At 65.4% G+C, this 26,064-nt stretch carries 26 protein-coding genes and 1 pseudogene; 16 read left to right on the top strand and 11 right to left on the bottom strand.

The features are described 5' to 3' along the window. Window positions 1-147 precede the first annotated feature (147 nt). Window positions 148-1,119, bottom strand: coding sequence for an MBL fold metallo-hydrolase (locus XH83_RS18410; RefSeq protein WP_194402230.1), 972 nt, complete (start codon window positions 1,117-1,119; stop codon window positions 148-150). A gap of 225 nt (window positions 1,120-1,344) precedes the next feature. Then, window positions 1,345-2,010, bottom strand: a complete 666-nt coding sequence (locus XH83_RS18405; protein WP_194402229.1) for a GntR family transcriptional regulator — start codon at window positions 2,008-2,010, stop codon at window positions 1,345-1,347. Window positions 2,011-2,127: 117 nt separating this feature from the next. Between XH83_RS18405 and XH83_RS18400 the strand changes: the two genes are divergently transcribed. From XH83_RS18400 to XH83_RS18375, 6 genes are all read left to right on the top strand, one after another. Further along, window positions 2,128-2,922 (top strand): enoyl-CoA hydratase/isomerase family protein, encoded by a 795-nt coding sequence (locus tag XH83_RS18400; RefSeq protein WP_194402228.1) that lies wholly within the window; start codon window positions 2,128-2,130, stop codon window positions 2,920-2,922. A 9-nt stretch (window positions 2,923-2,931) separates the two neighbouring features. Next, window positions 2,932-4,185 carry a CaiB/BaiF CoA-transferase family protein gene (locus tag XH83_RS18395; RefSeq protein ID WP_194402227.1) on the top strand — a complete coding sequence of 418 codons (1,254 nt, stop codon included), beginning with the start codon at window positions 2,932-2,934 and terminating at the stop codon, window positions 4,183-4,185. 66 nt (window positions 4,186-4,251) lie between these two features. After that, window positions 4,252-5,244, top strand: a complete 993-nt coding sequence (locus XH83_RS18390; protein ID WP_194402226.1) for a tripartite tricarboxylate transporter substrate binding protein — start codon at window positions 4,252-4,254, stop codon at window positions 5,242-5,244. 265 nt (window positions 5,245-5,509) lie between these two features. Beyond that, window positions 5,510-5,992, top strand: coding sequence for a tripartite tricarboxylate transporter TctB family protein (locus XH83_RS18385; RefSeq protein ID WP_194402225.1), 483 nt, complete (start codon window positions 5,510-5,512; stop codon window positions 5,990-5,992). An 11-nt stretch (window positions 5,993-6,003) separates the two neighbouring features. Beyond that, window positions 6,004-7,542, top strand: a complete 1,539-nt coding sequence (locus XH83_RS18380) for a tripartite tricarboxylate transporter permease (RefSeq protein ID WP_194402224.1) — start codon at window positions 6,004-6,006, stop codon at window positions 7,540-7,542. After that, the gene (locus XH83_RS18375; RefSeq protein WP_194402223.1) at window positions 7,539-8,549 is read left to right on the top strand and encodes a 4-hydroxythreonine-4-phosphate dehydrogenase PdxA; all 1,011 of its coding nucleotides are present in this window, start codon (window positions 7,539-7,541) and stop codon (window positions 8,547-8,549) included. The genes XH83_RS18380 and XH83_RS18375 overlap by 4 nt, the downstream gene beginning before the upstream one ends. A 15-nt stretch (window positions 8,550-8,564) precedes the next feature. Here XH83_RS18375 and XH83_RS18370 read toward each other — a convergent pair whose 3' ends face one another. Together XH83_RS18370 and XH83_RS18365 are read right to left on the bottom strand one after the other, a co-directional pair. Beyond that, window positions 8,565-9,308: an SDR family oxidoreductase gene (locus XH83_RS18370; RefSeq protein WP_194402222.1), complete on the bottom strand. Its 744-nt coding sequence runs from the start codon at window positions 9,306-9,308 to the stop codon at window positions 8,565-8,567. A 298-nt stretch (window positions 9,309-9,606) separates the two neighbouring features. Then, the gene (locus XH83_RS18365; RefSeq protein ID WP_194402221.1) at window positions 9,607-10,683 is read right to left on the bottom strand and encodes a methyl-accepting chemotaxis protein; all 1,077 of its coding nucleotides are present in this window, start codon (window positions 10,681-10,683) and stop codon (window positions 9,607-9,609) included. A gap of 279 nt (window positions 10,684-10,962) precedes the next feature. Between XH83_RS18365 and recJ the strand changes: the two genes are divergently transcribed. The 3 genes from recJ to XH83_RS18350 all read left to right on the top strand — a co-directional run bounded on the left by recJ (window position 10,963) and on the right by XH83_RS18350 (window position 14,566). After that, entirely contained in the window at window positions 10,963-12,804 is a 1,842-nt protein-coding gene (gene recJ / locus XH83_RS18360; protein ID WP_194402220.1) for a single-stranded-DNA-specific exonuclease RecJ, read from the top strand. A 64-nt stretch (window positions 12,805-12,868) separates the two neighbouring features. Then, on the top strand, window positions 12,869-13,678 hold the full coding sequence (locus XH83_RS18355; RefSeq protein WP_194402219.1) for an SDR family NAD(P)-dependent oxidoreductase: 810 nt from the start codon (window positions 12,869-12,871) through the stop codon (window positions 13,676-13,678). Between the two features lie 96 nt (window positions 13,679-13,774). Further along, on the top strand, window positions 13,775-14,566 hold the full coding sequence (locus XH83_RS18350; RefSeq protein WP_194402218.1) for an aldolase: 792 nt from the start codon (window positions 13,775-13,777) through the stop codon (window positions 14,564-14,566). Between the two features lie 36 nt (window positions 14,567-14,602). On the opposite strand, the gene XH83_RS18345 is transcribed toward XH83_RS18350, so the two are convergent. After that, on the bottom strand, window positions 14,603-15,832 hold the full coding sequence (locus XH83_RS18345) for a lytic murein transglycosylase (protein ID WP_194402217.1): 1,230 nt from the start codon (window positions 15,830-15,832) through the stop codon (window positions 14,603-14,605). Between the two features lie 143 nt (window positions 15,833-15,975). Here XH83_RS18345 and XH83_RS18340 point away from each other — a divergent pair, with 143 nt between their 5' ends. Both XH83_RS18340 and XH83_RS18335 read left to right on the top strand, forming a co-directional pair. After that, complete coding sequence (locus XH83_RS18340; protein WP_194402216.1) at window positions 15,976-16,236, top strand: hypothetical protein; 261 nt, start codon at window positions 15,976-15,978, stop codon at window positions 16,234-16,236. Between the two features lie 71 nt (window positions 16,237-16,307). Next, window positions 16,308-16,559: a hypothetical protein gene (locus XH83_RS18335; protein ID WP_194402215.1), complete on the top strand. Its 252-nt coding sequence runs from the start codon at window positions 16,308-16,310 to the stop codon at window positions 16,557-16,559. A gap of 35 nt (window positions 16,560-16,594) precedes the next feature. Here the strand turns inward: XH83_RS18335 and XH83_RS18330 are convergent, their stop codons facing one another. Further along, entirely contained in the window at window positions 16,595-17,125 is a 531-nt protein-coding gene (locus tag XH83_RS18330; protein WP_194402214.1) for a MarR family winged helix-turn-helix transcriptional regulator, read from the bottom strand. Between the two features lie 54 nt (window positions 17,126-17,179). On the opposite strand from XH83_RS18330, the gene XH83_RS18325 reads away from it, so the two are divergent. Together XH83_RS18325 and XH83_RS18320 are read left to right on the top strand one after the other, a co-directional pair. After that, window positions 17,180-17,659 carry a carboxymuconolactone decarboxylase family protein gene (locus XH83_RS18325; RefSeq protein ID WP_194402213.1) on the top strand — a complete coding sequence of 160 codons (480 nt, stop codon included), beginning with the start codon at window positions 17,180-17,182 and terminating at the stop codon, window positions 17,657-17,659. A 21-nt stretch (window positions 17,660-17,680) separates the two neighbouring features. Beyond that, window positions 17,681-18,184 (top strand): cupin domain-containing protein, encoded by a 504-nt coding sequence (locus XH83_RS18320; RefSeq protein ID WP_194402212.1) that lies wholly within the window; start codon window positions 17,681-17,683, stop codon window positions 18,182-18,184. A 4-nt stretch (window positions 18,185-18,188) separates the two neighbouring features. On the opposite strand, the gene XH83_RS18315 is transcribed toward XH83_RS18320, so the two are convergent. The 3 genes from XH83_RS18315 to efp form a co-directional block, all read right to left on the bottom strand. Then, window positions 18,189-19,169, bottom strand: coding sequence for a DUF808 domain-containing protein (locus XH83_RS18315; RefSeq protein ID WP_194402211.1), 981 nt, complete (start codon window positions 19,167-19,169; stop codon window positions 18,189-18,191). Window positions 19,170-19,249: 80 nt separating this feature from the next. Beyond that, the gene (locus XH83_RS18310; RefSeq protein WP_194402210.1) at window positions 19,250-20,872 is read right to left on the bottom strand and encodes a M23 family peptidase; all 1,623 of its coding nucleotides are present in this window, start codon (window positions 20,870-20,872) and stop codon (window positions 19,250-19,252) included. Between the two features lie 24 nt (window positions 20,873-20,896). Beyond that, window positions 20,897-21,463, bottom strand: a complete 567-nt coding sequence (efp, locus tag XH83_RS18305) for an elongation factor P (RefSeq protein WP_194402209.1) — start codon at window positions 21,461-21,463, stop codon at window positions 20,897-20,899. A 162-nt stretch (window positions 21,464-21,625) separates the two neighbouring features. Here efp and epmA point away from each other — a divergent pair. From epmA to XH83_RS18290, 3 genes and pseudogenes are all read left to right on the top strand, one after another. Then, window positions 21,626-22,691, top strand: a pseudogene (gene epmA / locus XH83_RS18300) (EF-P lysine aminoacylase EpmA). Then, window positions 22,688-23,782, top strand: coding sequence for a lysine-2,3-aminomutase-like protein (locus XH83_RS18295; protein WP_194402208.1), 1,095 nt, complete (start codon window positions 22,688-22,690; stop codon window positions 23,780-23,782). The pseudogene epmA and the gene XH83_RS18295 overlap by 4 nt, the downstream one beginning before the upstream one ends. Window positions 23,783-23,814: 32 nt before the next feature. Then, entirely contained in the window at window positions 23,815-24,066 is a 252-nt protein-coding gene (locus tag XH83_RS18290; RefSeq protein WP_194402207.1) for a hypothetical protein, read from the top strand. A gap of 57 nt (window positions 24,067-24,123) precedes the next feature. Here the strand turns inward: XH83_RS18290 and XH83_RS18285 are convergent, their stop codons facing one another. Both XH83_RS18285 and XH83_RS18280 read right to left on the bottom strand, forming a co-directional pair. Then, complete coding sequence (locus XH83_RS18285) at window positions 24,124-25,209, bottom strand: 3-deoxy-7-phosphoheptulonate synthase (RefSeq protein WP_194402206.1); 1,086 nt, start codon at window positions 25,207-25,209, stop codon at window positions 24,124-24,126. 234 nt (window positions 25,210-25,443) lie between these two features. Next, window positions 25,444-26,022 carry an HdeD family acid-resistance protein gene (locus XH83_RS18280; protein ID WP_194402205.1) on the bottom strand — a complete coding sequence of 193 codons (579 nt, stop codon included), beginning with the start codon at window positions 26,020-26,022 and terminating at the stop codon, window positions 25,444-25,446. Between the last annotated feature and the right edge of the window lie 42 nt (window positions 26,023-26,064).

Genomic DNA, 26,064 nt, shown 5'->3' with positions numbered 1-26,064 from the left:
ACGCTACGCAGGAGAATGGTTTTGACAAACGAATAATATGGACGGTTACAATCGGATTTATAGATATTACGAAAAGCGGAAATTGCGGCGCGACTTGATCAGACGGGTCCGGGCAGCGCATGCGCCGCCCGGACCTGGTGTGACGAGCTACAACGCCATCTTCATCGGTTCGGGATAGTAGTGGAAGCCTTCACCGGCCTTGGCGACATGGCCGTAGCCCGGCCAGGCGAAGTGATAGGACATCACCGGCGTCTTGTTGGCCGCCAGCATCGTCAGCAGTTTGACGCGCGACTCCGCCGCCTGCTTCGGATCGGTGTCGTACGAGAACTCCATCCGCGGCCGTTCGAGCAGCAGCACGGAATGGTGCGAGAGATCGCCGAGGAAAGCGAACGACTTGCCGGCCGACGACACCATGAAGATGGTGTGGCCGACGGTGTGGCCGGGCGCCGAGATCGCCTGCACGCCGGGCAGGAATTCCTCGCCGTCCTTGAAGAATTTGATCCGGTCGCGAACCGGCAGCAGGTTCTTGCGGGCGTGAACGACGAAGTCCTTGGCCGGGCTGCCGAGCTTGCCCTCGTCGGTCCAGAAGTCGAAATCGGTCTGGGAGATGTAGATCTGCGCGTTCGGGAACAGCGGCTTGTCGTTGGCATCGACGATGCCGCCGATGTGGTCGATATGGGCGTGTGAGCACACCACGGCATCGATGTCCTCCGGCTTGATGCCGGCCTCCATCATGCTCTTCTGCTGCCGCCCGGTGCTGGCGCCAAACATCTTCGACGAGCCCATGCCGGTGTCGAACAGGATGAGCTTGTCGCCGGTATTTACGATCGGCGAGTTCTGTTCGAGCACGACGTTGTCCGGCGACAGGAAATTGTCCGCCAGCATCTTCTTGACCTCTTCCTTGGGAACGCCGGTGAAGGTCCCGGAGGGGTCGCCGAGCGGCAGCGGTCCGTCGGACACGACGGTCACTTCGGCATCGCCGAGAACGAAGCGGTGCCAGTACGGCGTCTGGGTGCCGAGCTTGGGAGCCTTCGCCAACGCGCTGCTGCCGAGCATCGCGCTGGCACCAAGGCCGGCTCCAAGGGCAAGTAGGGATCGACGTGAGACATCGATTGTCATGCGTTTCCTCCGCTTTTGTCTTTTGTCTTGCGCGATTGTTCGCGCGTTGGGGCCGGCCTGAGCGGCGACGTGGCCGCGGGCCGGCAGAAAAGTATGCTGCGCCGGGGGCGACAAGCTAGCAAGTGGAATTAGTGCGCCAATTCGCGCGGAGCGGGAAGGGGCGGCCGAGCGGGAAGGTCGCGTGTGGACGCGCTGTGTGCGATCCAACGCATCGTGAATTGCGCCTTACGCAATTCTCAGCGCGAGTTCGCTTGCTTCCGTCTCGGCAAAGCCCGCCTGCAGCACCTCTTCGCGCTTGTGGCGCAGATGCGCACGCAGGATATGGGAGAGGCCGGCGCCGTCGCGCCTCTGCAGCGCATTCAGGATGGCCTCGTGCTCCTTCACGGCGAGGGCCCAGCGCTGCGGCGTCATCGGCGTGACATAACGCGCGCGGCGGATGCGCGCAGTCACGGATGTGTAAAGCCCCGCCAGCACGGGGTTTCCGGCTGCGCTGACGATGGCTTCGTGAATGGCGCGGTTGCCGCGGTAGTACTGGATCAGATCGCCGTCGCGATAATGCTGCACCATCTGTGCGTGCGCTGCGGCGATCGCGTCGATCTCGGCATCCGTGATGCGCTCGCAGGCGAGCTCGCCGGCGAGGGCCTCGAGGCCCTGGCAGACCTCGAACAGGTCGCGCATGTCCTTGTCGGTCAGCTTTGCCGCGCGCGAGCCGCGATGCGGCAAGAGCTGCACGAGGCCTTCGGCGGCGAGCACCTTGAGCGCCTCGCGCAGCGGTGTGCGCGAGATCCCGAGCCGCTCACACAGCTCGCGCTCGGGAATCCGGGCGCCCGGCGGGATTTCGCCGTCGAGCAGAATGGCGCGGATGCGTCCGACGACGTCTTCATGAAGCATGGCACCAGCGCTCCCTTTGAATTCAAAAATGCGGGAATCTGTCGAAATCTGCAAGTTCCAGCTTGCTTATCGCAGATTTTGCATTCAAAAATGTAAAAAACAAGAGGACATGAGGAAATGGACCTAGCTGCGGAGGCGGACGACCTCGTTTTTGAATGCAATGACGGCATCGGGCGGATCACCTTCAACCGCCCGCAGGCCCGTAACGCCTTCACCTTCGCCATGTATGAACGGCTCGCCGCGATCTGCGAGCAGGCGAACGGCGACCCCTCGATCAAGGTGCTGGTGCTGCGCGGGGCCGGCGACAAGGCGTTTGCCTCGGGCACCGACATCAACCAGTTCCGCGGGTTCAAGACGCCGCAGGACGCGATCGACTACGAGAACCGCATCGATCGGGTGCTGACCACGCTGGAAGCGTGCCGCGTGCCGACCATCGCGGCGATCAACGGCTTCTGCACGGGCGGTGGTGCGGGCATTGCCGCGGCCTGCGACCTGCGCATCGGCACGGCAAGCGCGAAGATCGGATTTCCGATCGCCCGGACGCTCGGCAATTGCCTGTCGATGTCCAATGTCAGCCGTCTCACCGCGCTGATTGGCGCTGCGCGCGTCAAGGACCTGATCTTCACCGCGCGCCTGGTCGATGCCGCGAAAGCCGCAACCGTCGGGCTGCTCGGCGAGGTCGTCGCGGATCTTGCCGCGCTGGACAAGCGGGCCGATGAGGTCGCGCGGCTGGTCGCCGGTCATGCGCCGCTGACGCTCAATGCGACCAAGCAGGCGGTCGCCCGCCTGCAGAGGCGGCTGACCCGGGACGAGGGCGAAGACCTCATCCTGATGTGCTACACGAGCCAGGATTTTCGCGAAGGGCTCGATGCTTTCCTCAACAAGCGCGCGCCGCAATGGCGCGGCCAATAGGACGCCCCGATGCCAGGTTCGCAATCTACCTCCCGCCGTTCAGGACCGCTTGCCGGGCTCAAGGTCGTCGATCTCACCCATGTCATGGCCGGCCCGACCTGCACCCTGATGCTCGCCGACATGGGCGCCGACGTCATCAAGATCGAGAAATCGCCGAACGGCGATGATACCCGCCACTCCGTACCGCCGAAGATCGGCGATGAGGCGGCCTCGTTCCTAATGATGAACCGCAACAAGCGCGGCATCGTGCTGGACCTCAAGACCGAGGGCGGCAAACAGGTACTGCGCCGGCTGATCGCGAATGCCGACGTGCTGGTCGAGAATTTCGCGCCCGGCGCCATGGAGCGCCTCGGCTTCGGTTACGAAGAGCTTCACAAGCAATATCCATCGCTGATCTATTGCTCGCTGTCGGGCTTCGGCCGCACCGGTCCCTACAAGCACCGCCGCGGCTTCGATCTCGTCGCGCAGGCCATGAGCGGCATCATGAGCTTTACGGGCGAACGCCCCGACGGTCCGCCCGTGAAATGCGGCCCGCCGCTGTCCGACATCACCGCCGGCCTGCTCGCGAGCATGGGCATTCTGGCGGCCTACACGCACCGCCTCAAGACCGGGGAGGGGCAGTGGGTCGAGACCTCGCTCTACGAGGCCGCGCTGGTGCAGACCTATTGGCAGTCCACTATCGCGCTCGCCGCAGGCACCGCGCCGCGCGCGATGGGCTCGGCGCATCCGCTCAACGCGCCGTATCAGGCGTTCGAGGCCTCGGACGGCTGGCTCGTGGTCGGCGGCGCCAACAAGAAGCACTGGCTATTGATGCTGGAAGCGCTCGGTGCGAGCGAGCTCGCCGCCGATCCGCGCTTCGTCAACGGCGCCGACCGCATGGCCAATCTCAAGGAGCTCGAGGCGGTCCTCAGCGAGCGCTTCCGCACCCGAACTCGGGCGCACTGGCTTGCCGCGCTGGACGAGAAGGGCGTGCCGTGCGGCCCCGTGCACGACATGCTGGAGGCGCTCAGTGATCCCCAGACGCTGGCGCGCGAGATGGTGGTCGAGGTCGAGCATTCCACGCTCGGTCCCGTGAAGACGATCGGGCTGCCCGTGAAGTTTTCGGAGACCCCAGGCAAAGTGCTGTCAGGCGCACCGGTCTATGGTGAGCACACGAGAGACGTGCTGGCCGAGCACGGGTTCGACCACAAGCAGATCGAAGCGCTCGCAAAAGAAGGCGCAATCGTCCTGGCCTCGGGAAGACAGGCGGAACGCGTCGCCTGATCGGACGTGAATACGACAAGGCCAAAGACAAAAATTAGAAAAGACAAAAATCAGCTGGAGGAAATCATGGGTCGGACGTCAATATTTCTGCTCTCCGCAGCCTTAACCGTGCTCGCCGGTACCATGCCCGCGCTCAGTGCCTGGCAACCGCAAAAGCCGATCGAGTTCGTGGCCACCGCCGGCCCCGGCGGCGGCACCGACAATCTCGCCCGCGCAGTGCAGAACATCATCACCAAGCACAAGCTGACGGAGCAGCCGATCGTCGTCGTCAACAAGGGCGGCGGTAGCGGTGCCGAAGGCTATGTCTACGGCAAGGCGTCGGCCGGCGATCCCTACAAGGTGATCTTCGGCACCTCCAATGCCTGGCAGCAGCCGCTCGTCTCCAAGGTCGCCTTCAATTACACCGATCTCACCCCGATCGCGGCGATGGCGCAGGACGAGTTTTTGCTCTGGGTCAAGCAGGACGCGCCATACAAGAATGCGGGCGATTACCTGAAGGCCGCCGCATCCGGCGAATTCAAGATGGGCGGCGCACAGTCCAAGGACACCGACGAGGTCTTGACGCGCATGATCGAGAAAGCCGGCAAGGTCAAGCTGACCTACATCCCCTTCAAGAGCGGCGCCGAGACCGCCGTGCAGCTCGCCGGCGGACATCTCGACTCCCACGTCAACAATCCCAGCGAGAGCCTCGGGCAATGGCGCGGCGGCACGCAGCGCCCGCTCTGTGTGTTCAGCCCGAAGCGGCTGCCGCAGGGCGCCAAGATCACGGCGACCGAAGGCTGGGGCGACGTTCCCACCTGCGTCGAGCAGGGCCTCGACATCAAGCAATATGAGCAGCCGCGCACCGTGTGGCTGCCCGGCAAGGTCACGCCGGACCAGGCCGCGTTCTATGTCGACCTCATGAAGAAGGTGCAGGCGACGCCGGAGTGGAAGGATTACATCGAGAAGACCTCCCAGGTCGACACCTTCCTGACCGGCGCCGAATTCGACAAGTTCATCAAGGAGGACCTCGAACACGTCAAGCAGGTCGCGGGCGAGCAGGGCTGGCTGGTGAAGTGAGACGGGGCGCCAGCTTGGATATGCGCCGGGCTTGCCCAACACCTCCGCTGTCGTCCCTGCCTAGTGCGCAATTGCGCACGGAGGCGCAGGGACCCATACCGCGTGATCTCTCGATGTGCATTGATCGTCATACCGACTTGGCTTCGTATCTTCGTCAATCTGCTCCCGGGGTTATGGGTCCCTGCGTCCGCAGGGACGACACCGAGCGCTGGGAAACTGCTTGGGTCAGACTCGGCCACAATACGCCGCCGAAGCGGAGTCCTCCATGATCTCCCGCCGCGCGCTTGAACTTGCGACTGCCGTCCTCACCGGCGGCTTTGGTGTCGCTGTCGTGATCCAAAGCCTCGACAACGGCATCGGCTGGTCGAGCGCGGGCGTCGATGCCGGGACATTCCCGTTCCTGACGGGCATCATCATCGTGCTCGGCAGCCTCTACAATCTGGCACGGGGCGTGCTGCCGGTGGCATCCCTGGCCAATGTTCCGATCGCCATCACGCCGGTGGAGTTGCGCCGGCTTGCCGGCCTGTTCGTGCCGGCCGCGATCTTCGTCGCCGCGATTCCGCTCGCCGGGATGTACGTCGCCTCCGCGCTCTACGTCTTCACGGTGCTGGCCATCCCGCGCCACCAATCCGTGCCGCGTGCGCTGGCGATGGCGGGGGCAACGGCGCTCGCGCTCTATGTCGTGTTCGAGCGCATGTTCCAGGTCAGCCTCCCGCACGGCGCGCTCGCCGCCATGTTCGGGCTCTGACGGAGAAGTCGATGGATAATCTCGCGGAGCTCCTGCACGGCTTCAGCATCGCGGTCACCGTGCCGCATCTGGTGCTGATGGTCGTCGGCGTGCTGCTCGGCATTCTCGTCGGCGTGCTGCCGGGACTGGGTGCACCGAACGGCGTATCGCTGCTGTTGCCGCTGACCTTCGGCATGCAGCCGGTGTCGGCGATCATCCTGCTCTCCAGCATGTATTGGGGCGCGCTGTTCGGCGGCTCCGTGACCTCGATCCTGTTCAACATTCCGGGGGAGCCGTCGTCGGTCGCGACCACCTTCGACGGCTATCCGATGGCGCGGGACGGAAGGCCAACCACGGCGCTCGCGACCGCCTTCGGCTCGGCCGCATTCGGCGCCCTGATCGGCGTTGTCCTGATCACCTTCCTCGCGTCCTGGGTGGCGCAGGTCGCGCTCGCCTTCGGCCCGGCCGAATATTTCGCGGTCTATTTCCTGGCCTTTGCCAGCTTCGTCGGCATGGGCGGCGCGGCGCCGGTCAAGACGGTCGTGGCGCTCGCGATCGGCTTTGCCATCGCCGCGATCGGCATCGACACGGTGTCCGGCAGCGTGCGTCTCACCATGGGCGTCGACGAACTTGTCAAGGGCGTCAGCTTCGTCGTCGCGGTGATGGGCCTGTTCGGCATCGGCGAGCTCCTGGTCGCGGTCGAGGAAGAGTTTCATGCCCGCGCCGTGTCCTCGAAGATCGATTGGCGTGAAGTGTTCCGTGCGGTCGGCCGGCTGCCGCGCCACAGCGTAGCGCTGTTGCGCAGCGCTGCGATCGGCTGCTGGATGGGGATCACGCCGGGCGGCCCGACCGCGGCATCGTTCATGAGCTACGGCATTGCCCGCCGCTTCTCGCGTCGCGGCCGGTATTTCGGCACAGGGGAGGTTGAAGGCATCATCTCGCCGGAGACTGCCGATCATGCCGCCGGCACCAGCGCGCTGCTGCCGATGCTCTCGCTCGGCATTCCAGGCTCGGCGACCGCGGCGGTCATGATGGGCGGCCTGATGATCTGGGGCCTCAATCCCGGGCCGATGCTGTTCGTCGACCAGAAGGATTTCGTCTGGGGCCTGATCGCCTCGATGTATGTCGGCAACATCGTCGCCGTCGCGCTGGTGCTGCTCACCGTTCCGGTGTTCGCCGCCTTGATGCGGATTCCCTTCGTGGTGATCGCACCGCTGATCGTGATCATCTGCGTCGTCGGCGCCTATTCGGTGTCGAACTCCTATCTCGACGTCGTGATGATGCTGGGCTTCGGGATCGTCGGCTATCTCTTCAAGAAGCTGTTCTATCCGCTGGCACCGCTCGTGCTCGCCATCGTCATCGGCGACAAGGCCGAGGACGCGTTCCGGCAGTCGATGCTGATGTCCAAGGGATCCCTCGGCATCTTCTTTGCCAACAAGCTGGTGACATGCCTGATCGTGGCCGGCATCGCGCTTCTGCTGCTGCCGCTCGTGCTGCAGCTGGCGCGCCTTTGGCGCAAACCCGCATCCCCCGCCACTGAGGCGACGAGCCAGGAGAAAGTGATCATATGACCGCAAAGCCGCTGATTGCGCTGGCCATGGGAGATCCCGCCGGCATCAGCCCCGAGCTGACGGCCAGGCTGGTGGCGCAGGACGACATCCGCGCCCAAAGCCGGCTCGTCGTCATCGGCGACCGCCGCATCTTCGACGAGGGCGCGCGCGTTGCCGGCGTCAAGCCGGCTCTGTCGACGGTGGAGCCGGACGCCGATCTTCACGCGGCAGAGGGCGAAGCGCTGTTCGTCGATCTCGGCCATCTCGCTCCCCGCGAGGTCGAGCCGAAGACTGCCACTCTTGCCGGCGGCAAATTCGCACTGACCAATTACAAGCACGCGCTCGAGCTCGGCCGGGACGGCCGCGTCGACGCGGCCTGCTTCACCCCCTTCAACAAGCAGGCGATGCGGCTGGCGCGCGCCGACTACGACGACGAGATCGCTTTCTCCGCGGAGGTGGTCGGTCTCGAGACTCCCGCCAGCGAATTCAATGTGCTCGATCGTCTCTGGAACGCGCGGGTCACCTCCCATATCCCGCTGAGGGACGTCGCAGCCAAGCTGTCGAGCGAGCGCATTCATCGTGCGCTCAAGCTAACCGATGCCTGCATGCGCAACGCCGGCTTCGCGCGGCCGCGCATCGCGGTCGCCGGCCTCAATCCGCACGCCGGCGACGGCGGCAATTTCGGCCGCGAGGAGATCGACGTCATCGCGCCCGTCGTCGCAGCCGGGCAGGCCGAGGGCATTGCCGCGGAGGGACCGTTCCCCGCCGACACGGTGTTTCTGCGCGCCAAGAGCGGCGCCTTCGATGCGGTGCTGACGATGTATCACGACCAGGGCCAGATCGCGATGAAGCTGATGGGTTTCGATCGCGGTGTGACCATGCTCGGCGGCTTTCCATTCCCGATCTGCACGCCCGCGCACGGCACCGCCTACGACATCGCCGGGCAGGGCATTGCTTCGATCGGCGCCAGCCGTGCCGCGGTGCTGCTCGCGGCTGAGATGGCAACGGCTGGAAAGCGCCGGGGTTGAACGACAGCAGGGCTGTCAGAGGCTCGCAAGCCACGCCGCCAGCGGCGTCTTCCCCAGCCGCGCCTCGCCGAGCGGGTTCAGCGATGTATCGTCGATAGGGCCGCCGTAATAGGGCGCCTTCGGGTCTCCGATCACTGTCCGGGGGTCGCCGGACGCCTTCAGGCGGCGCGCGATGAATTCATTGAAAGGGGCCTTCTCGGGCCCTGCGATGTCGATCGTGCCGTTGAGCGGCTTGTCCGTTGCGACCTCCGCGAGGCGAGCTGCGACGTCGTCCGCGGCGATCGGTTGAAACAATGCCGAGGGAACGACGATCTTGCCGTCAATCGCACCTATTTCGGCAATGGCGCCGAGGAATTCGAAGAACTGGGTGGCGCGCACGATCGAGTAGGGGACCCGGGCCGACTTGATGATCGTCTCCTGGGCGAGCTTGGCCCGGAAATAGGCGTTGTCGGGCGACCGCTCCGTCCCGACGATCGACAGGGCCACGTGGTGCTTCACGGCCGCGGCAGCCTCCGTCGCGACGAGGTTCTTGCTCGAACGCTCGAAGAATTCGAGCACGGCGGCGGGCTCCCAGGACGGCGCGTTGGCGACGTCGACGACGACATCCGCGCCCGCCAATGCCGCAGCGAGGCCTTCGCCGGTCACGGCATTCACGCCTGATTTCGGTGAGGCTGCCACAGCCTCGTGGCCTTGCTGCTTGAGCCGCGCCACGAGCTTGGATCCGATCAATCCGGTTCCCCCGATCACGACAATCTTCATGAAAGATCTCCAGGGCATAGGACGACGTGAGCACTCACGGTCCGTCGATCAGCGTGATGCTGCGCACAGCCTATCCGAGCAATAAGGCGAGCTTTTGCCTGGGAGCGGCCTGCCTCGCGATGGCGTTGCGGGAATGGTCATGCCCGATGCCATAAACGCCGCTGTTTTGACGCCGCCGTCTTGCCCGACGCGTCAAAGCGTTCTTGTGAGGTATTTTGGCCAGCGGAAAACGTCAATGAAAACAACCCCAGCCTACTGTGCATGGGGTTGTTTTCGCGTTTTTGAATCGAGCGGCGCCTCAGGCCCCGCAGATGATCACGCCGTACCAGCCGAGCCCCCGATAGGTCTCGTAGCCCGGCGTCGCATGGAAGGCGACCAGCGAGCCGCCGCGGTCGTGATAGACGCCGGAGCGCTGACCGTTCAGGGAGATCGAGATGCGCTCGCTGAGGATGCCCTGTCCGTCGGACGCCGCGATGACGCGCAGATTCGAATCGACCAGCAGCACGCGGGCCTTGTCGCTGTCGCCGACGCGGACGCCCTGGACGATGGCGCGGGCCTGCGGCTCCCAGTCGAAATGGATGGCGAGCACGCCGATCGGGGCGCCATTGGCCTGGCCGCCGGCGCGGACGCTGGCGCAATAGGTCGCGACCTGCGCGTTGCCGAGCAGCGGCTGGTTCTCGACGTCGCCGGCAACGTAGTCGTCACCGGAGCGCAAGGTTCGCGCCTCGCGAAACCATTTGGTGTGGGCGACGTTCTGGCCGACGACGCGGAAGCGGTCGGCCCGGCCGTTGGCGATGACGTTGCCGTCGAGGTCGCAGAGCCAGAGGTCGAGATAAACCGTGTAGGCCCCGAGGATCACGCCGAGGCGCTGCGAGGTATGCGAGACGGCTGCAGCGCCGGGGGAGGCCGCGCAATCGACCACGGCGGAATCGGTCGCCCACCAGCGCACGTCGCAGGTGCGTTCATAGAGGTTGCGGTCGATCAGCTCGATGGCGTTCAGCGACAGATCCATCATGCGCTCGCCGCGCGATCGCTGGCTCATCTGCTCGATCGAGGAGACGAGGTCGCCCGTCCGTTTCGTTAGCTGTGTCTCGAGCTCGCGTGCGATGGTCTCGACCTGCTGGCCGACGCCGCGCACCTCCTGCGCCACCACGGCAAAGCCCGCGCCTTGCGCGCCGGCGCGCGAGCTCTCGATCAGCGCGTTCAGCGCCAGCATCTTCATCTGGTTGGTGATCTGCTGGATCGATTTGGTCTTGTCGACCGCGATCTGGTTGACCTCCGCGGTGAGGCGGTTGATCAGCGCGGAGATGTCGGAATCGTCGTCAGCGGGTTCGGTGGCGAGCGGCTTGGCTTTCAGACCCAGCGCAGCAGACATCGGGGGATTTCCCTTGGCAATGAGGTCTGATCTGCAATGAACCCGGAACTAGAAATTACAGATCGAATACAAGTCTTTTTCGAAGATTCCGCCTAACGCCTGCTTAATTTGCTGTTTTGCGGACTGCTCAAATGATAGTCAGTCAGCGCAGCAAATCGGCAATCCACCGCTTTGTGCGCCGCGGAGATTGCAAATCCCTGGGGATTCCGGGTCAATCGTCCTGCTAGCCGGACCGACGCGACATCGTCGGCCGCAGGTTCCTCAAACCGACTGCGACTCATGACGCCGCCTGCCACTGCCTTACCCGTCGAAGCGCCGCAGGCGTTCCTGGGCGTGGCGCGCTCGCTCACCGACAAGCTCTGGCGCGACCGGCTGGATGCGCGCGGAGCGGCCAAGGCCCTCGCCATCGTGCAGCAGCATCAATTGCCGGAGCTGCTGGCCCGGGTGCTGGCGGGCCGCGGAGTCGATATCGATGCCGTCGCCGACTTCCTCGATCCGACCATCCGCAAGCTCATGCCGGACCCGTTCACGGTGACGGAGATGGAGGCAGCCGCCAAGCGGATCGCGGATGCCGCAGCGAAGGGCGAAACGGTCGCGATCTTCGGCGATTACGATGTCGACGGCGCGACCTCTGCGGCGCTGCTCGCCTGGCATCTGCGCCATTGCGGCCTCGATCCGCTGATCCACATTCCCGATCGCATCTTCGAGGGCTATGGCCCCAACGTCGAGGCCGTGCGCGGGCTGGCGGCGAAAGGCGCCACGCTGCTCGTGACCGTCGATTGCGGCACCACCAGCATCGAGCCGCTCGCTGAAGCCAAGCGCCTCGGCATGTCCGTGGTCGTGATCGACCATCACCAGGCCGGCACGGAGCTGCCGGAGGTCGACGCGCTGGTCAACCCGAACCGGCTCGACGATCTCTCAGGGCTCGGCCATCTGGCCGCCGTCGGCCTCGTGCTGGTGACGCTGGTCGCGGTCAATCGCGAGCTGCGCCAGCGCGGTTTCTGGAGCGCGGAGATGCCCGAGCCCGATCTGCTCGGCATGCTGCATCACGTCGCGCTCGGCACGGTTGCGGATGTGGCGCCGCTGATCGGCCTCAACCGCGCCTTCGTCGCCAAGGGCCTGATCGCGATGCGGCGCCGCGATCATGTCGGCCATACCGCGCTGATGGACGTGGCGCGGCTGAACGGGCCGCCGGAGGCCTGGCATCTCGGCTTCATGCTGGGGCCGCGCGTCAACGCGGGCGGCCGGATCGGCCGCGCCGATCTCGGCGTGCGGCTGCTGCTCGAAGGCGACAGCGTCGAGGCCGCGCGGATCGCCGCCGAGCTCGACCGCCTCAACAGCGAGCGCCGCGTCATCGAGCAGGCCGCGGAAGCGCAGGCCGAAGCCGAGGCACTGGCCTCGATCGGGCTGGAGGACAAGCTCGGCGTGATCGTCACGGCCTCCGAAGGCTGGCACCCCGGCGTCGTCGGCCTCGTCGCCTCCCGCCTGAAGGAGAAGTTTGCGCGGCCGGCCTTCGCCATTGCCCTCGAGCCCGGTGGCATCGGCACCGGCTCGGGCCGCTCGATCGCCGGGGTCGATCTCGGCAAGGCGGTAAGGCAGGCGGTGGCCGACGGCATCCTGCTCAAGGGCGGCGGCCACGCGATGGCTGCGGGCGTGACGCTGCGGAAGGAGAAGCTCGCCGAATTTCGCGCCTATCTCGAGAACGCGCTGGCGCAGGACGTCGCCGAGGCGCGCCACGTCAACGAGCTCTATATCGACGGTGCCGTCTCCGCGCGCGCCGTGACGACCGAGCTTGCGGCGACGCTGAACCGCGCCGGTCCCTTCGGCAGCGGCAATCCGGAGCCGGTGCTGGCGCTGCCGGCACATCAGCTCGTCTTTGCCGACGAGGTCGGCCAGGCGCATCTGCGGCTGCGCTTCAAGTCGGGCGACGGCGCCATCGTCAACGGCATCGCGTTCCGTTCGATCGGCCAGAAGCTCGGCAACGCGCTGCTCGCCAATCGCGGCCAGCAATTGCATGTCGCGGGCTCGCTCTCGGTCGATCGCTACCAGGGTGCCGAGCGGGTGCAATTCCGCGTCGTCGACGTCGCGCTACCGGACCAGGGGCCATCCGTAATCAGATGACGCAAGATCCGACGAGATCATGCGCTAAAACCAAATCGCTCAAACAACAAAAAGGGGAGTGAACATGGCAGGGCAGGTTGAGGGCAAGGTCGCGCTGGTGACGGGCGGCGCCTCGGGCATCGGTGAAGCCATCGTCGAGCTGTTCGCGCGCGAGGGCGCCACCGTCGTCATCACCGACATCGACGAGCTGCGCGGGCCGGAACTCGCCAAGCGCGTGACGAAAGCCGGCGGCAAGGCGATCTTCCTCGAGCAGGACGTCACCAGCGAGGAGCGCTGGATCGAAATCGTCAACGAGGTCGCCAAGCGCTACGGCCGGCTCGATATCATGGTCTCCAATGCCGGCATCGGCATTGCCGTGCCCTCGATCGTCGACATGACGCTCGCCGACTGGCGCAAGCAGAACGCGATCAATCTCGACGGTGTCTTTCTCTCGGTGAAGCACTGCTTGCCCCTGATGCGCAAGCATGGCGGCGGCTCGATCGTCATGATGTCTTCGCTGGCGGGCCTGCGCGGCGCGCCCGGCTTGTCGGCCTATTCGGCGACCAAGGGTGGCGTGCGGCTGTTCGCCAAGTCGATCGCGATGGAATGCGCGGCGGCGGGCGACGGCATCCGCGTCAACTCGGTTCATCCAGGGATCATCGACACCCCGATCTGGGGCAAGATCCCGACGGGGGCGACCGGGGCCGGGCAGAACGCGCCGATCGATCCTGACGAGCGGGCCAAGGTCGCAACGCCGCTCGGCCGCGCCGGGCAGGCCGCGGAGATCGCCTCCGGCGTGCTGTATCTGGCCTCCGATGCCTCGCGCTACGTCACCGGCAGCGAGCTCGTGATCGACGGCGGCATGAACGCCGGAGGCGTGCCGCGGCGGGCCTGAGCCGCGCAGGGCAGGGTGGCACGCGCAGGGGCTGACGCGCCGGCGCGGCCGCTGTACAACGCGGATAGCTCCCGTCCGACAGAGGTGTCCTTCGCCATGGCGCATAGCCTTCACGCGTCCTCACCCGCGCCATTCCCCTCCAACCGGCCGGACCTCGCCACCGATGCGATCCGCACCGCGCGCGAGGATCTGGCTGCCTGCTTCCGCATGGCGGCGCGCAACGGTTTTGAGGAGGGCATCTGCAACCACTTCTCGGCCGTGGTGCCCGGTCATGACGATCTGTTCCTCGTCAACCCCCATGGCTACGCCTTTCGCGAGCTGACCGCGTCGAAGCTCCTGATCTGCGACTTTCACGGCAACGTGCTCGACGGCGAGGGTGTGCCCGAGGCGACCGCGTTCTTCATCCATGCCGAGATGCACAGATTGCTGCCGCGCGCGAAAGTCGCGTTCCACACTCACATGCCCTACGCCACGGCGCTGTCGATGACCGAGGGCGACCCGTTGATCTGGGCCGGCCAGACCGCGCTGAAATTCTATGGCCGGACGGCCGTGGACCGCGACTATAACGGCCTCGCACTCGACAACCGCGAAGGCGCGCGGATCGCCTCGGCCGTGGGTGACGCCGACATCGTCTTCATGAAGCATCACGGCGTGATGGTGCTGGCCCCGACCATCGCGGAAGCCTGGGACGATCTCTACTACCTCGAACGCGCCGCCGAAGTGCAGGTGCTGGCAATGTCGACGGGACGGAAAGTGCTGCCGGTGGACCCGGCGATCGCGGCGGAAACCTACAGGCAGATGCGCGAGGGCGACAGCGAATCCGCGCGGCTGCATCTCGCTGCGATCCGCCGGCAGCTGGATGCCGAGGAGCCGCAGTACCGGCATTGAGGCAAGCTGTCATTCCGGGGCGCGCGAAGCGTCGGCCTACGACCCCTGCCGCAGCTTCGCGAGCACCTTCAGTCCGCCATAGCCATCCGCCGGCGTGATCCCCGCGCGCTGCTGGAAATCCTTGATCGCCTTCATGGTGTCGTTGCCGACGCGGCCGTCGGTGCCGCCGGTGTCGAAGCCGGCTTTGGTCAGGCGCGTCTGCATCTCCTGCACCTCGGCAAGCGTCAGTGCGCGCTCGGAGCCGGGGAAGGGTTGGATGAAGGGCGGCGCGCCGAGGCAGCGGTCGCCGAGATGGCAGATCGCGAGCGCATAGTTCATGGAAGGGTTGTAGCTCTTCACCGAGTAGAAATTCGGTCCAAGCAGAAACGTCGGCCCGCCCGCAACGGGCGTCCACATCTGCGCGGATGCGTTCGGCTGCGGGAAAGGCTGGCCGTCGGCACGGGTGACGCCGGCTGCCTGCCAAGCCGCATAGGTTCGGCTGCCACTCATATTACCGGCCGCGCGCACCTCATAGCCCCAATGTTCGCCGCGATGCCACTTGCCGCGATTGACGAGATATTTTGCGGTGGAGCCCAGCGCGTCGTCGGGCTTGCCGAAGGGCGACACCTTGCCATCGCCGTCATAGTCGATGCCGACATTGAGCCAGACCTCCGGCATCCATTGCGAATGCCCCATCGCGCCGGCCCAGGAACCCTTCATCTCCTCGGGCGTGCTCCAGCCCTTCTCGACGATGCGCAGCGCGTTGATCAGCTCGGTCTCCCAATAGGCTTTGCGGCGCGGCTCGTTCCAGGCGAGCGCGGCGAGCGAGGGAAAGACCGGCGTCATGTGGTTCTGCTGCACCAGAGGATCGCCATAGGCGGACTCGACGCCCCACAGTGCCAGCAACGTGCCACGCTCGACGCCGAAATCGCGCTCGACGCGCGCGAGCAGCGCCTCGTTGTTCTTCAGCGCAATCTTGCCGTTGATGATGCGCCAATCGGAGACGCGGCGATTGATGTATTGCCAGACCTGCTCGTGGAATTCGGGCTGGTTGCGCATCTGCTTGAACACGCTCATGTCGGGCTCGACACGCCCCATCGCGCGCTGCCAGGTCGCGGCGGAAATGCCCTTCGCCATGGCGCGTGCGCGAAAGCTCTCGCGCCATTCCTCGAATCCCGGAGGCGCAGCGCAAACGCTCGTGGGGAATGCGAGCAGGGCGGTCGCGCCCAGCGTGGATTTCAGAAGCGCGCGGCGCGTTTGACGGGGCGAGGAATCAGCGTGTTTCATTGGCACATTCTAGCCGGAAACACGGCCCGTGTGAGTCGGTTCCTGGAACAGCGTGCACGATTCGGTGTCGCCTCGATTGCTCGTTCCGTCGGAACAAACTGTCGCAGTCCCGCATTCCTTCCGCACGAGATGAGGAGGAGAATATGAGGAAATATCTGTTTGCCGCCGCCCTGGTCACCGCCGTTGCGACGCCCGTGTTCGCGGATGAAGTCGGCGTTCATGTCGGCCCGGTCGGCGCGGGGGTGACGGTTGGTCAGTCCCATGAGTACCGCGAGCGAGACCGTGATCGCGACCGCACCACCGTCATCAGGGAGCGCGAGCCCTCTGAACGCACCACGGTGATCAAGAAGCAGGATGAATTCGGCAATCGCAGCAAGACCGTGATCCATCACGACAACGACTGACGGAGCAGGGCCCCGGTAGGTCCGGGGCCCGCCTTCCGCACGCTAGCCGCTCAATGGCAATTCGGGGTGGAATGAAGATACGCGCCCATGCGGAATGCCACGTCGTCGAGCTCGACGACGGATCGCAATGGCAGATCTTTCCCGGCGATCTCGCGACGACGCTGAGCTGGAAGCCCGAAACGGAGCTGCACCTGGAGCCGACCGGCGACCGGGTGAGTTCGCATGTGCTGGTCAGCGCTGCCGATAGCACCCGCGTTCGGGTGATCGCCGCAGGCGAAGCCTGGCCCGACGGCGAGGTAAAGGATGTGCTGAAAGGCGGGTAGAGTCATGCGGTCGCAAGCGGCGGGATTCAGGGCGCCTAATCCCCTTGCAGCTCGGTCGCGATGCCGGTGAGCCAGCGCCGGATTGCAGTCTCCGTCTTCATATCCAGGCCCCGAGCAAGGCGCTTCTCCAATTCGATCACACGCTCCCGGCACGCCTTCAAAAGCGTCGCACCGCGCGGCGTCGGCGTCCATTGCTGGATGCGGCCATGAACGGGATGCGGCGTCATCACGATCGCGCCGTCACGTTCGAGATTGCGGATGATGACGCCGACGGTCTGCGGCGTCTGGAAGGTGAGGCGCGCGACGTCGGCGCCTGACAGCCCAGGATAAGCGTTCAACATCGTCAGCACCGCGAATTGCGGCGAGGTCACGCCGAGATCGGCGAGCGTCCGTTCCATCGTCAGCCGAACCGCGGCGTGGGCCTGGCGCAAGAGATAGCCGAGATAGCCTTCCTCGCCGCGCTTGCCTTCGCCGGGCGCGGGGACACGTATCGTGCCGTCGTCGGCGGGCCCGGGCAGCTTGCGGGCAATTTTCGATCTTGTGGCGGCGGCAGTCTTGCGCGACATATCAGAGCTCTTATAAGATATAAGGACACTTACAATAAGACGAGGTGAACCGCAATGTCGCATGCCCGCAGCGAATACGAGGATTTCAAGAAGATCGCGCCAGACGTCTACGATGTGGTGCTCGCGCTCGGTCAACTCGCAACCAAGGCCGGCCTGGACAAGCAGCTCGTCGAACTCGTCAAGCTGCGCGCCTCTCAGATCAACGGCTGCGCCTTCTGCGTGCAGCACCACGTCCTGCTGTCGGAGCGGATTGGCGTTCCCGTCGACAAGCTTCATCTGGTCGCGGTCTGGCGCGAGGCGCCGATCTTCTCCGCGCGCGAGCGTGCAGCGCTGGCCTGGGCGGAGGCGTTGACCTTGCTGCCCGAGGGCGTCAGCGAGGAGGTCTACACGGATGCTACCCGTGAGTTCTCACAGACCGAGCTGATGTACCTGACCTCGGCAGTCGCCTCGATCAACGTCTGGAACCGTTTTGGTGCCGCATTCCGTTGGACGCCGGCGTCGCGGCCGGTGGCCGCGAATGCTGCGGCATCCTGAACAGCACGCGAGGAGGTCACGATGACAGCCCTGAATTTCTCTGCCGTGCAACGCCCGGCGCCGTCACGCTCAACAGTGTTCGCCGTCGTCGCGGGGCTCGCCTGCGCGCTGGCGATCGGCAAAGCGCTTCCGGTGACGATGGATGCGGTCTCGGGCGCATTGGCCCCACTCTGCGCCAGCGCCGCGGAGGGCTCGCCGCTCGACAAGGTCGAGCCGATCGGCTCATACGCGCTGCCTAACGTTCCGGGCAAGCGCGTCACCATCGTGCGCGTCTCCTACGGGCCCGGCGGGTTTTCGCGGCCGCACCGCCACGCAGGCTCGGTGACGGCTTACATCACCAAGGGCGAGATCCGCTCCCAGCTCGGCGGCGGCCCGGTCGAGACCTTCGGCGTCGGCCAGTCCTTCTTCGAGCCGCCGGGCGCGACGCACCTGGTCTCCGCTAATGCCAGCTTGACCGAGCCGGCGGAATTGATCGCGGTGTTCGTCGCGGATGAGGGTGCGCAGCTCACGACGTTCTTGGAATGACTAGTCAGGCCGGCCGCCTCAACCGCTTCCAGGCAGGTGAGAGACCGTATTGGACTGCCGGAATCGCAAGTGCGCCCACAAGCAGTCCGAGCACGCCTGAAATGGCGGCTTCGACCGACCATTCGACGATGCCGGCGATCGATGGAAGAGTATGCGCGGCAGTCTCGGTTGCGGCATGGACCATGCGGCCGACCGCGGGCGGGCCGTATTTTTCGATGCCGTGCAGGATGATGCCGCCGCCGACCCAGATCATCGCGGCGGTGCCGATGGTGCTCAGTACCGCCAGGAAGGTGGGCATGCCGCGAACGAGCGCGCGTCCAAGCAAGCGGATCGCGCCGCCAGGCACTGAGGCGCCCTCATAGCGCGCAAGAGCCAGGCCGGCATCGTCGGCCTTCACGATCAGGGCCACCACGCCGTAGACCCCGACGGTGATCGCGAAGCCGACCAGCGCCAGGACCAGCGCCTGCGTCCAGATGTTGCCCGCCGGAAGGGCCGCCAGCGTGATCGCCATGATCTCCGCCGACAGGATGAAGTCGGTCTTGATGGCGCTCGCGACCTTCTCATCCTCGACCGACCGGGCGTCGAGCGCGATCGGCTGGAGCTGGGCTTCGTGGTCGTGCGCATGATGCGGCATCACGGCTTCGAGCACCTTTTCGGCGCCCTCGTAGCAGAGAAAGGCTCCGCCGAGCATGAGCAGCGGCGTGACCGCGGCGGGAAGGAAACAGCCGAGCAACAGGGCGATGGGGAGCAGGATCAGCAGCTTGTTGCGCAGCGATCCGGCCGCGATCTTGCCGACGATCGGCAATTCGCGTTTCGAGGCGAAACCGATCACGTAGTTCGGCGTGACGGCCGTGTCGTCGATCACCACGCCGGCCGCCTTGGTGCCTGCCTTGGCAGCCTGGCTCGCCACATCGTCGAGCGAAGCTGCTGCAACCTTTGCAATCGCTACGATATCGTCGAGAAGACCGATCAGTCCGACACTCATCAACCTGTCCTTCTTCGTTCGAGCGGGCGGAGCGCGCGACAAGATGCTCTTGCACGCTCCGGCAACGAACGAGCACGCCGTCAGTTCTCCTCGCCGCTCGATCCCTCGCGCAGGTCCGGCTTGAGCACATCCTCGGGCAGCGCATGGGCGACCGGCTGTGACGTGACCGCGATCTCCGGTCCAACCTCGCGGCCGCGGGCGTGGATCAGGCGTTCATAGGCGGAGACCAGTGTGACGTAGGGGCTGACCCAGATCCAGCCGTCGCGTGTGAACACCTGCACGTCGAAATGCAGGTGCATCGACGTTCCGGCGGGATGGTCGAGATAGTTGGAGATCACGCCGATCTTCTCGCCTTCGGTGACGATGCGGCCGTTGAGCACGCCGTCGGCGTTCATCGCGTGCGGGTTCATGTGCATGTAGCGGAAGCGGATGTGCTCGGTGCGGCTGTTGACTTGAAGCGTCGCGGCCTGGTCCTTGGCTGCGCGGATCACGATGGCGTCGCGCACGGCGACGACGCCGCGCTGCTTGGGATCGCAGGGTTCTCGGCCGTCGCCGGGGGGCGGGCAGTCCGCGGCGCGGATGTCCTCGCCCTGATGGCCGTAGCCTCCGCCACATTGCCACACCTCGAAACTGCGTGACTCGCAGAAATTGTCGCGCCAGGGATAGGCGGTCGGGCCATCGCTCTTGTCGCGCTTGCCGTAGGATTGCGAGCGCACGAAGGCGGGCGCCTTTTCGAGGGGAAAGCGGATCTGGGCATAGGCCATCGCGTCTGGGTGGCCGCCCTGCTTGCGATAACCGGTGTTCGGGATGATGTCGCCGCTCGGCCGGTAGCTGAAGTCCGGTGAACGCTCCGCCGGACGATCGAGGATGTTGGAGGCAATATCCGTCAATGGCCGCATCCGCTGGCCGCCGGCGACACGCAGGGCCTTCAGGAATCGTTCGGCAACGGGATAGGCCTCCTTGCAGGCGAGCCGCCGCGGCTTGGCCACGCTGTCGAGACACTGGATCGACACGACATAGGCGACGCCGAAACGGGTGAAGGCGTAGCGCACATAGCCCTCCCGGATGAACCTGCGCAGGTCCGGGTAGAGCGTCGCGAGCGGTTTGACCGGCTCGCCTTTGCCGCCCGAGGGATCGGCTATGTCGTAGACCAGCGCCGAGCCCGTGATCTGCACTTCGACGGGCCGTGCGAACACGCGTGCCGGCATGCCGTCACCGGCGCCGGGCTCCAGCGAGAAGGTCGCGCTATAGCCGGCGGGGCCTGCATCGAACATGTCGACGGGATTGAAGTCCGCCTGGTAGCGCGAGAGCGCGAGCATCGCCGGCGCGCCGCTGCGCTGCGCCTCGAGGTAGGTGGCGGCGTCGAACGGCAGCAGCACGGGCACGGGACTGCGGGTGATGCCGGTGAAGAACCGCGAGGAGACCGCGTTGAGCTGCACCAATGCAGGCGTCGCGCGCGGATCGTAGCGCGGTACCGAACGGCGAGGCGCGAAGATGAAGTCGTCCGCAACCCGTGGGCGGCTGTTGATCTCGGTGCGGAGCTGGTCGAGCGCTGCGCGCCAGTCGACGCGCAGAGCCGTGAGCGAGGGGCTGCGGAATTCATCCGCAGCGAGTGGAGAGGCCATGAGGAGCGAAAGCGACGCCAGAAGGTGCGAGACGAAGCGGAAACCCTTCCCAACCACTGTCTCGCCCCCCGGCGCCACCTGTTGCGACCCTTCTGTTCCCCGTCAGTCTTTGGCGCGCTCGGAATAGGAGCCGTCTTCGGTCATCACCACGATGCGGGTGCCGACCGAGATGTGCGGCGGCACCGCGGTGCGGATGCCGTTGGAGAGCACCGCGGGCTTGTAGGAAGAGGAGGCGGTCTGGCCCTTGGTCACCGGCTCGGTCTCGACCACTTCCAGCGTCACGCGCTGCGGCAGCGCGAGCGAGACCACGTTGACGTCGTGGGTCGACAGCTTGACGGTCATGTCCGGTTGAAGATACGCGGCCGCGTCGCCGACGACGTCCTTGGAGACCTGGACCTGGTCGTAGGTTTCGGGGTTCATGAAGTGGTAGCCGTCGCCATCTTCATACAGGAACGTGTAGTTGCGCTCTTCGATGGTGGCCTTTTCGACCTGGTCGGTGGTCTTGTAGCGCTCGGAGATCTTTACCCCGTCCGAGATTCGGCGCATTTCGATCTGGCTGACCGGGGTGCCCTTGCCGGGGTGGATGTTCTCGGCGCTCACGACGACATAGAGCTTGCCGTCTTGCTCGATCACGTTGCCTTTGCGAATAGAACTGGCGATGACTCTCAAAGCTATATTTCCTGCTTGCTTGGCCCGGCACCGGCCAGGACATGGTCAAATCGATGGGGGACTTGGGGCCTCAAATCGGACCTCGGCGCCCGTTTCGGGCCGCAACATACTGATTTTGCCGTTAGATGCTAGCGTTTTGCTCGCGCGCGGGGTGGTCGGTTAATGGCTGGGGACAAGCCCATCTCACCGTTCTGGTCGCCCGACCGTCACCTCGACCGGCGGCCCTTCCTGAGGGCAAGGGGGGCCATTACCGGCGCAATACGGGACTTTTTCGCCGCGCAGGGCTTCGTCGAGGTCGAAACCTCGGTTCTCCAGGTCTCTCCGGGCAATGAGACCCATCTGCACGCCCCCCGAACCGAGCTGATCCGGCCGGATGGCGGCCGCGCCACCCGTTACCTGCGGACCTCACCCGAATTCGCCTGCAAGAAGCTGCTGGCGGCGGGCGAGAGTCGGATCTTCGAGCTCGCCCGGGTGTTCCGGGACCGCGAGCGCGGCGATCTGCATCTGCCCGAATTCACCATGCTGGAATGGTATCGGGCAGGCGCTCCCTATGACGCCATCATGGCCGACACCGTGGTGGTCATCGCCCGCGCCGCGCAGGCAACCGGGATCGGGACTTTCGCGTTCCGGGGCCGGACCGCCGATCCCTTCGCCGAGCCGGAGCTTCTGACGGTTGCAGGGGCCTTCGAGCGTTTCGCCGGCATCGATCTGCTGTCGACAATTTCGGGCAGCGAGGGTAACCGTGCCGCGCTCGCCGGGGCGGCCGCCGGGAAGGTCCGAATCGTCGGGGACGACACCTGGTCCGACATCTTCAGCAAGGTTCTGGTCGAGCATGTCGAGCCGCAGCTGGGGCAGGGCCGTTTGACCATCCTGTTCGAATACCCATCTCCAGAGGCGGCTCTGGCGCGGGTGAAGGCTGGGGATCCCAGGGTTGCCGAGCGCTTCGAGGTCTATGCGTGCGGTGTCGAGCTCGCCAACGGCTTTGGGGAACTGACCGATGCCGAGGAGCAGCGCAAACGCTTCACGGAGTCGATGATTGAGAAGCAGCGCCGCTACGGCGAAGCCTATCCGCTGGATGAGGACTTTCTGGCCGCGCTTGCGGCCATGCCGGAGGCGAGCGGTGTTGCGCTCGGCTTCGACCGGCTGGTGATGCTGGCGAGCGGCGCATCGCGAATTGATCAGGTGGTTTGGGACGCCGCCTGCAAATGAAACGTCAGGCGAGAGATGACGAACAGCAATCTTGCCCGAACCCTGCGTGAGCCGGCCGAACTCGTGGCCGAGCATCTTGCTCCGGCCGCAGAGCTGCCCGCGCTCGAGCGCGTGGCCGCGCGCTATGCGGTCGCGATCACGCCGGCGCTGGTCGAACTGATCGACACATCCGATCCGGACGACCCCATCGCCCGCCAGTTCGTGCCGACCGCTGCCGAACTCGAGATGCAGCCGGGCGAAAACGCCGATCCGATCGGCGATCATCCGCACTCGCCGGTTCCCGGCATCGTGCATCGCTATCCCGATCGCGTGTTGTTCAAGCTCGTTCACGTCTGCGCGGTCTATTGCCGCTTCTGCTTCCGCCGCGAGATGGTGGGGCCCGGCAAGGAAAGCGCGCTCTCGGATGACGCCTATCGCGCGGCGATCGAATTCATCCGGTCTCATGGCGAGATCTGGGAAGTGATCCTGACCGGCGGCGATCCCCTGATGCTGTCGCCGCGCCGGATGGGCGAGATCATGGCCGACCTCGCGGCCATCGATCACGTCAAGGTCATCCGCCTTCACACCCGCGTGCCCGTGGCCGATCCCGCCCGCATCAGCGACGAGCTGGTTGCGGCGCTCAAGGTCGACGGCGCGACCACTTGGCTGGCCGTGCATGCCAATCACGCGCGCGAACTGGCGGGGCCGGCGCGTGCCGCCTGCGCGCGGCTCGTCGATGCCGGAATTCCGCTGGTGAGCCAGTCCGTGCTGTTGCGCGGGGTCAATGACGACATCGCCGCCCTGTCGGATTTGATGCGCGCTTTCGTCGAGTGCCGGATCAAGCCCTATTATCTGCATCACGGCGATCTCGCGCCGGGCACCGCGCATCTGCGCACGACGCTGGCGGCGGGACAGGATTTGATGCGGCAGTTGCGCGGGCGGGTGTCAGGACTGTGTCAGCCGGACTATGTCATCGACATTCCCGGCGGCGCCGGCAAATCGCCGGTAGGGCCGAGCTACATATCGGCGGCACAAAATACCGCACCCGGCGCGGGTGAAGCGGGAGCCGAAAAGCGCTATCGTATCGTGGACTATTGCGGCGACGTTCATCTCTATCCGCCTGAGCGGTGAGAAGCGCCGGCTTGAGAAATGGAGGATCGGACATGAAGAAGATCATGCTGGCAGCATCGCTCGTGGTCTTGGTCGGCGGCGCAGCGGTTGCGCAGACCGGCACCAAGGGATCGACGTCAAGCGGTGCGAGCTCCGGATCTCTGCCGCAGGCTCCCGTGGGCCATCGCCAGCCGCGCGTCTCGGACGTGCCGAGCGAGAAGAATGTGACCGATCCGAACGATCCGCTCAGCAAGGAAAACCAGGCGCTCGACAAGAAGATCAAAAGCATCTGCCGCGGCTGCTGATCCATAATATTTGCGGGCAGGGCGCCACGACTCGCCCCGCCCGCATTTGCGCGAACCTTACGCCGACCGCTCGTGCAATCCGGCGCGGCGGGTGTTGCGGCGGACCTCGACCGCGTCGGCGAGTTGCTCGAGGACAGTCGCCGTGGTCGGCCAGTCGATGCAGCCGTCGGTGATGCTCTGGCCGTAGACGAGCGGCTTGCCCGGCACGACGTCCTGGCGGCCGGCAACGAGATTGCTCTCGATCATCACGCCCATGATGCGGTTCTCACCGCCGGCGATCTGGCCGGCAATGTCGGCCATGACCAACGGCTGGTTCTCCGGCTTCTTGCTCGAATTGGCGTGGCTCGCATCCACCATCACCAGCGGTGCGACGCCCGATTTCGCCAGCTCGTTGCAGGCCGCTGCGACGCTTGCCGCGTCGTAGTTCGGCTTGCTGCCGCCGCGCAGGATGATGTGGCAATCCTCGTTGCCCGCGGTCGAGGCGATCGCCGAGCGGCCGAGTTTTGTCACGGCCATGAAATGATGCGGATGCGAGGCCGACTTCACCGCGTCCGCTGCGATCCGTACATTGCCGTCGGTGCCGTTCTTGAAGCCGACCGGGCACGACAGGCCGGAAGCCAGCTCGCGATGAATCTGGCTCTCGGTCGTACGTGCACCGATTGCGGCCCAGGACACGAGGTCGGCGATGTATTGCGGCGTCGTCATGTCCAGAAACTCTGCGCCGGCGGGCAGGCCGAGATTGTTCACCGCCGACAGCACGTTGCGCGCCAGCCGCAGGCCCTTGTTGATGTCGAAGCTGCCGTCGAGATCGGGATCGTTGATCAGGCCCTTCCAGCCGACCGTGGTGCGCGGCTTCTCGAAATAGACCCGCATCACGATCTCGAGCTGATCGGCGAGATCCTCGCGCAGCTTTGCGAGGCGCTCGGCGTAATCGAGCGCGGCCCTGGGATCATGCACCGAGCAGGGGCCGACGACGACCAGAAGGCGGTCGTCCTGGTTGCTCAGGATGGCGTGGATGGCGTTGCGCGCGGCCATCACCACACGGGTGGCGGTGAGCGTGCGCGGGACCTCCCGCATCACCTCGTCCGGGGTGCTCAGTTCTTTCAGTTCGCGGATGCGAAGATCGTCGGTCGTGCTCAGCACGGCGGGCTCCTGTTTGTTTCGAACCTGCCGGCCAATAAAAAAGCCGCCAGGTCTGGCGGCTTGTTCGGACGTTTGCTGCAATATTTCAGATTGAGCGCGATCCTCCTGCCGCCAGCGAGCTGTCGTAGCTAAAGTACCAAAAATAGCTGGTGGCGACGGTGATCATGCCGGGCCATATAGCGCGCCATTGCCACGTTGTCACCCCCCAATCGGAGCAGCAAGCGACCAGGCGCCTCAGGTGTTGCTATTGCGTGCCGCCATCGCCATGCCGATCAGGCTGGCGCCGCCGAACAGCAAATTGATACCGACGAGGATGCCGATGGCCCATTCCGCGGAGCTCGGCAGCCCTGTGATCACCATGAACGAGATCGCGATGTCGATGAGGCCCGAGATCAGCAGCCACGACCAGCGGCTGCCCGGCTCGCGGCGGTGCTCCAGCGCGTACATGATGGTGGCGACGCCCTCGGCGAGGAAATAGGCGCCAACCACGATGGTGAGCGTCAGCACGGCCTGCATCGGCCGGGCCAGCAGCAGCAGGCCGGCGAGCACGGCGAGCGCAGCGGAGATCAGCGACCACCAGAAGCCCGGCGTGCTGCGTGCCCAATAGGTCACGATCAGCCCGCCGATGCCGCTGATCAGGAACATCCAGCCCAGGAAGATCGCGATCGCAAGGCTGGCGAGCGGCGGCAGGATCAGTGCCGCGACGCCGAGAACGGCGAGCAGGATGCCTTCGAACAGGAAGGCCTTCCAATGCGCCTTGACCGTCTGGTTCATGGCGGATTGCAGCCGTGAAAAATCCTCGGGCGATGTCATCGGCAGGCTCCAGATCGTATGGGCTGTGCTCAATCTATTACG

Origin of the sequence: Bradyrhizobium sp. CCBAU 53351 (assembly GCF_015291745.1) — a bacterium.
In the GTDB taxonomy this organism is placed as follows: domain Bacteria; phylum Pseudomonadota; class Alphaproteobacteria; order Rhizobiales; family Xanthobacteraceae; genus Bradyrhizobium.
Note: the sequence above shows the minus strand (reverse complement) of the source record. Positions and strands in the feature narration are given on the sequence as shown.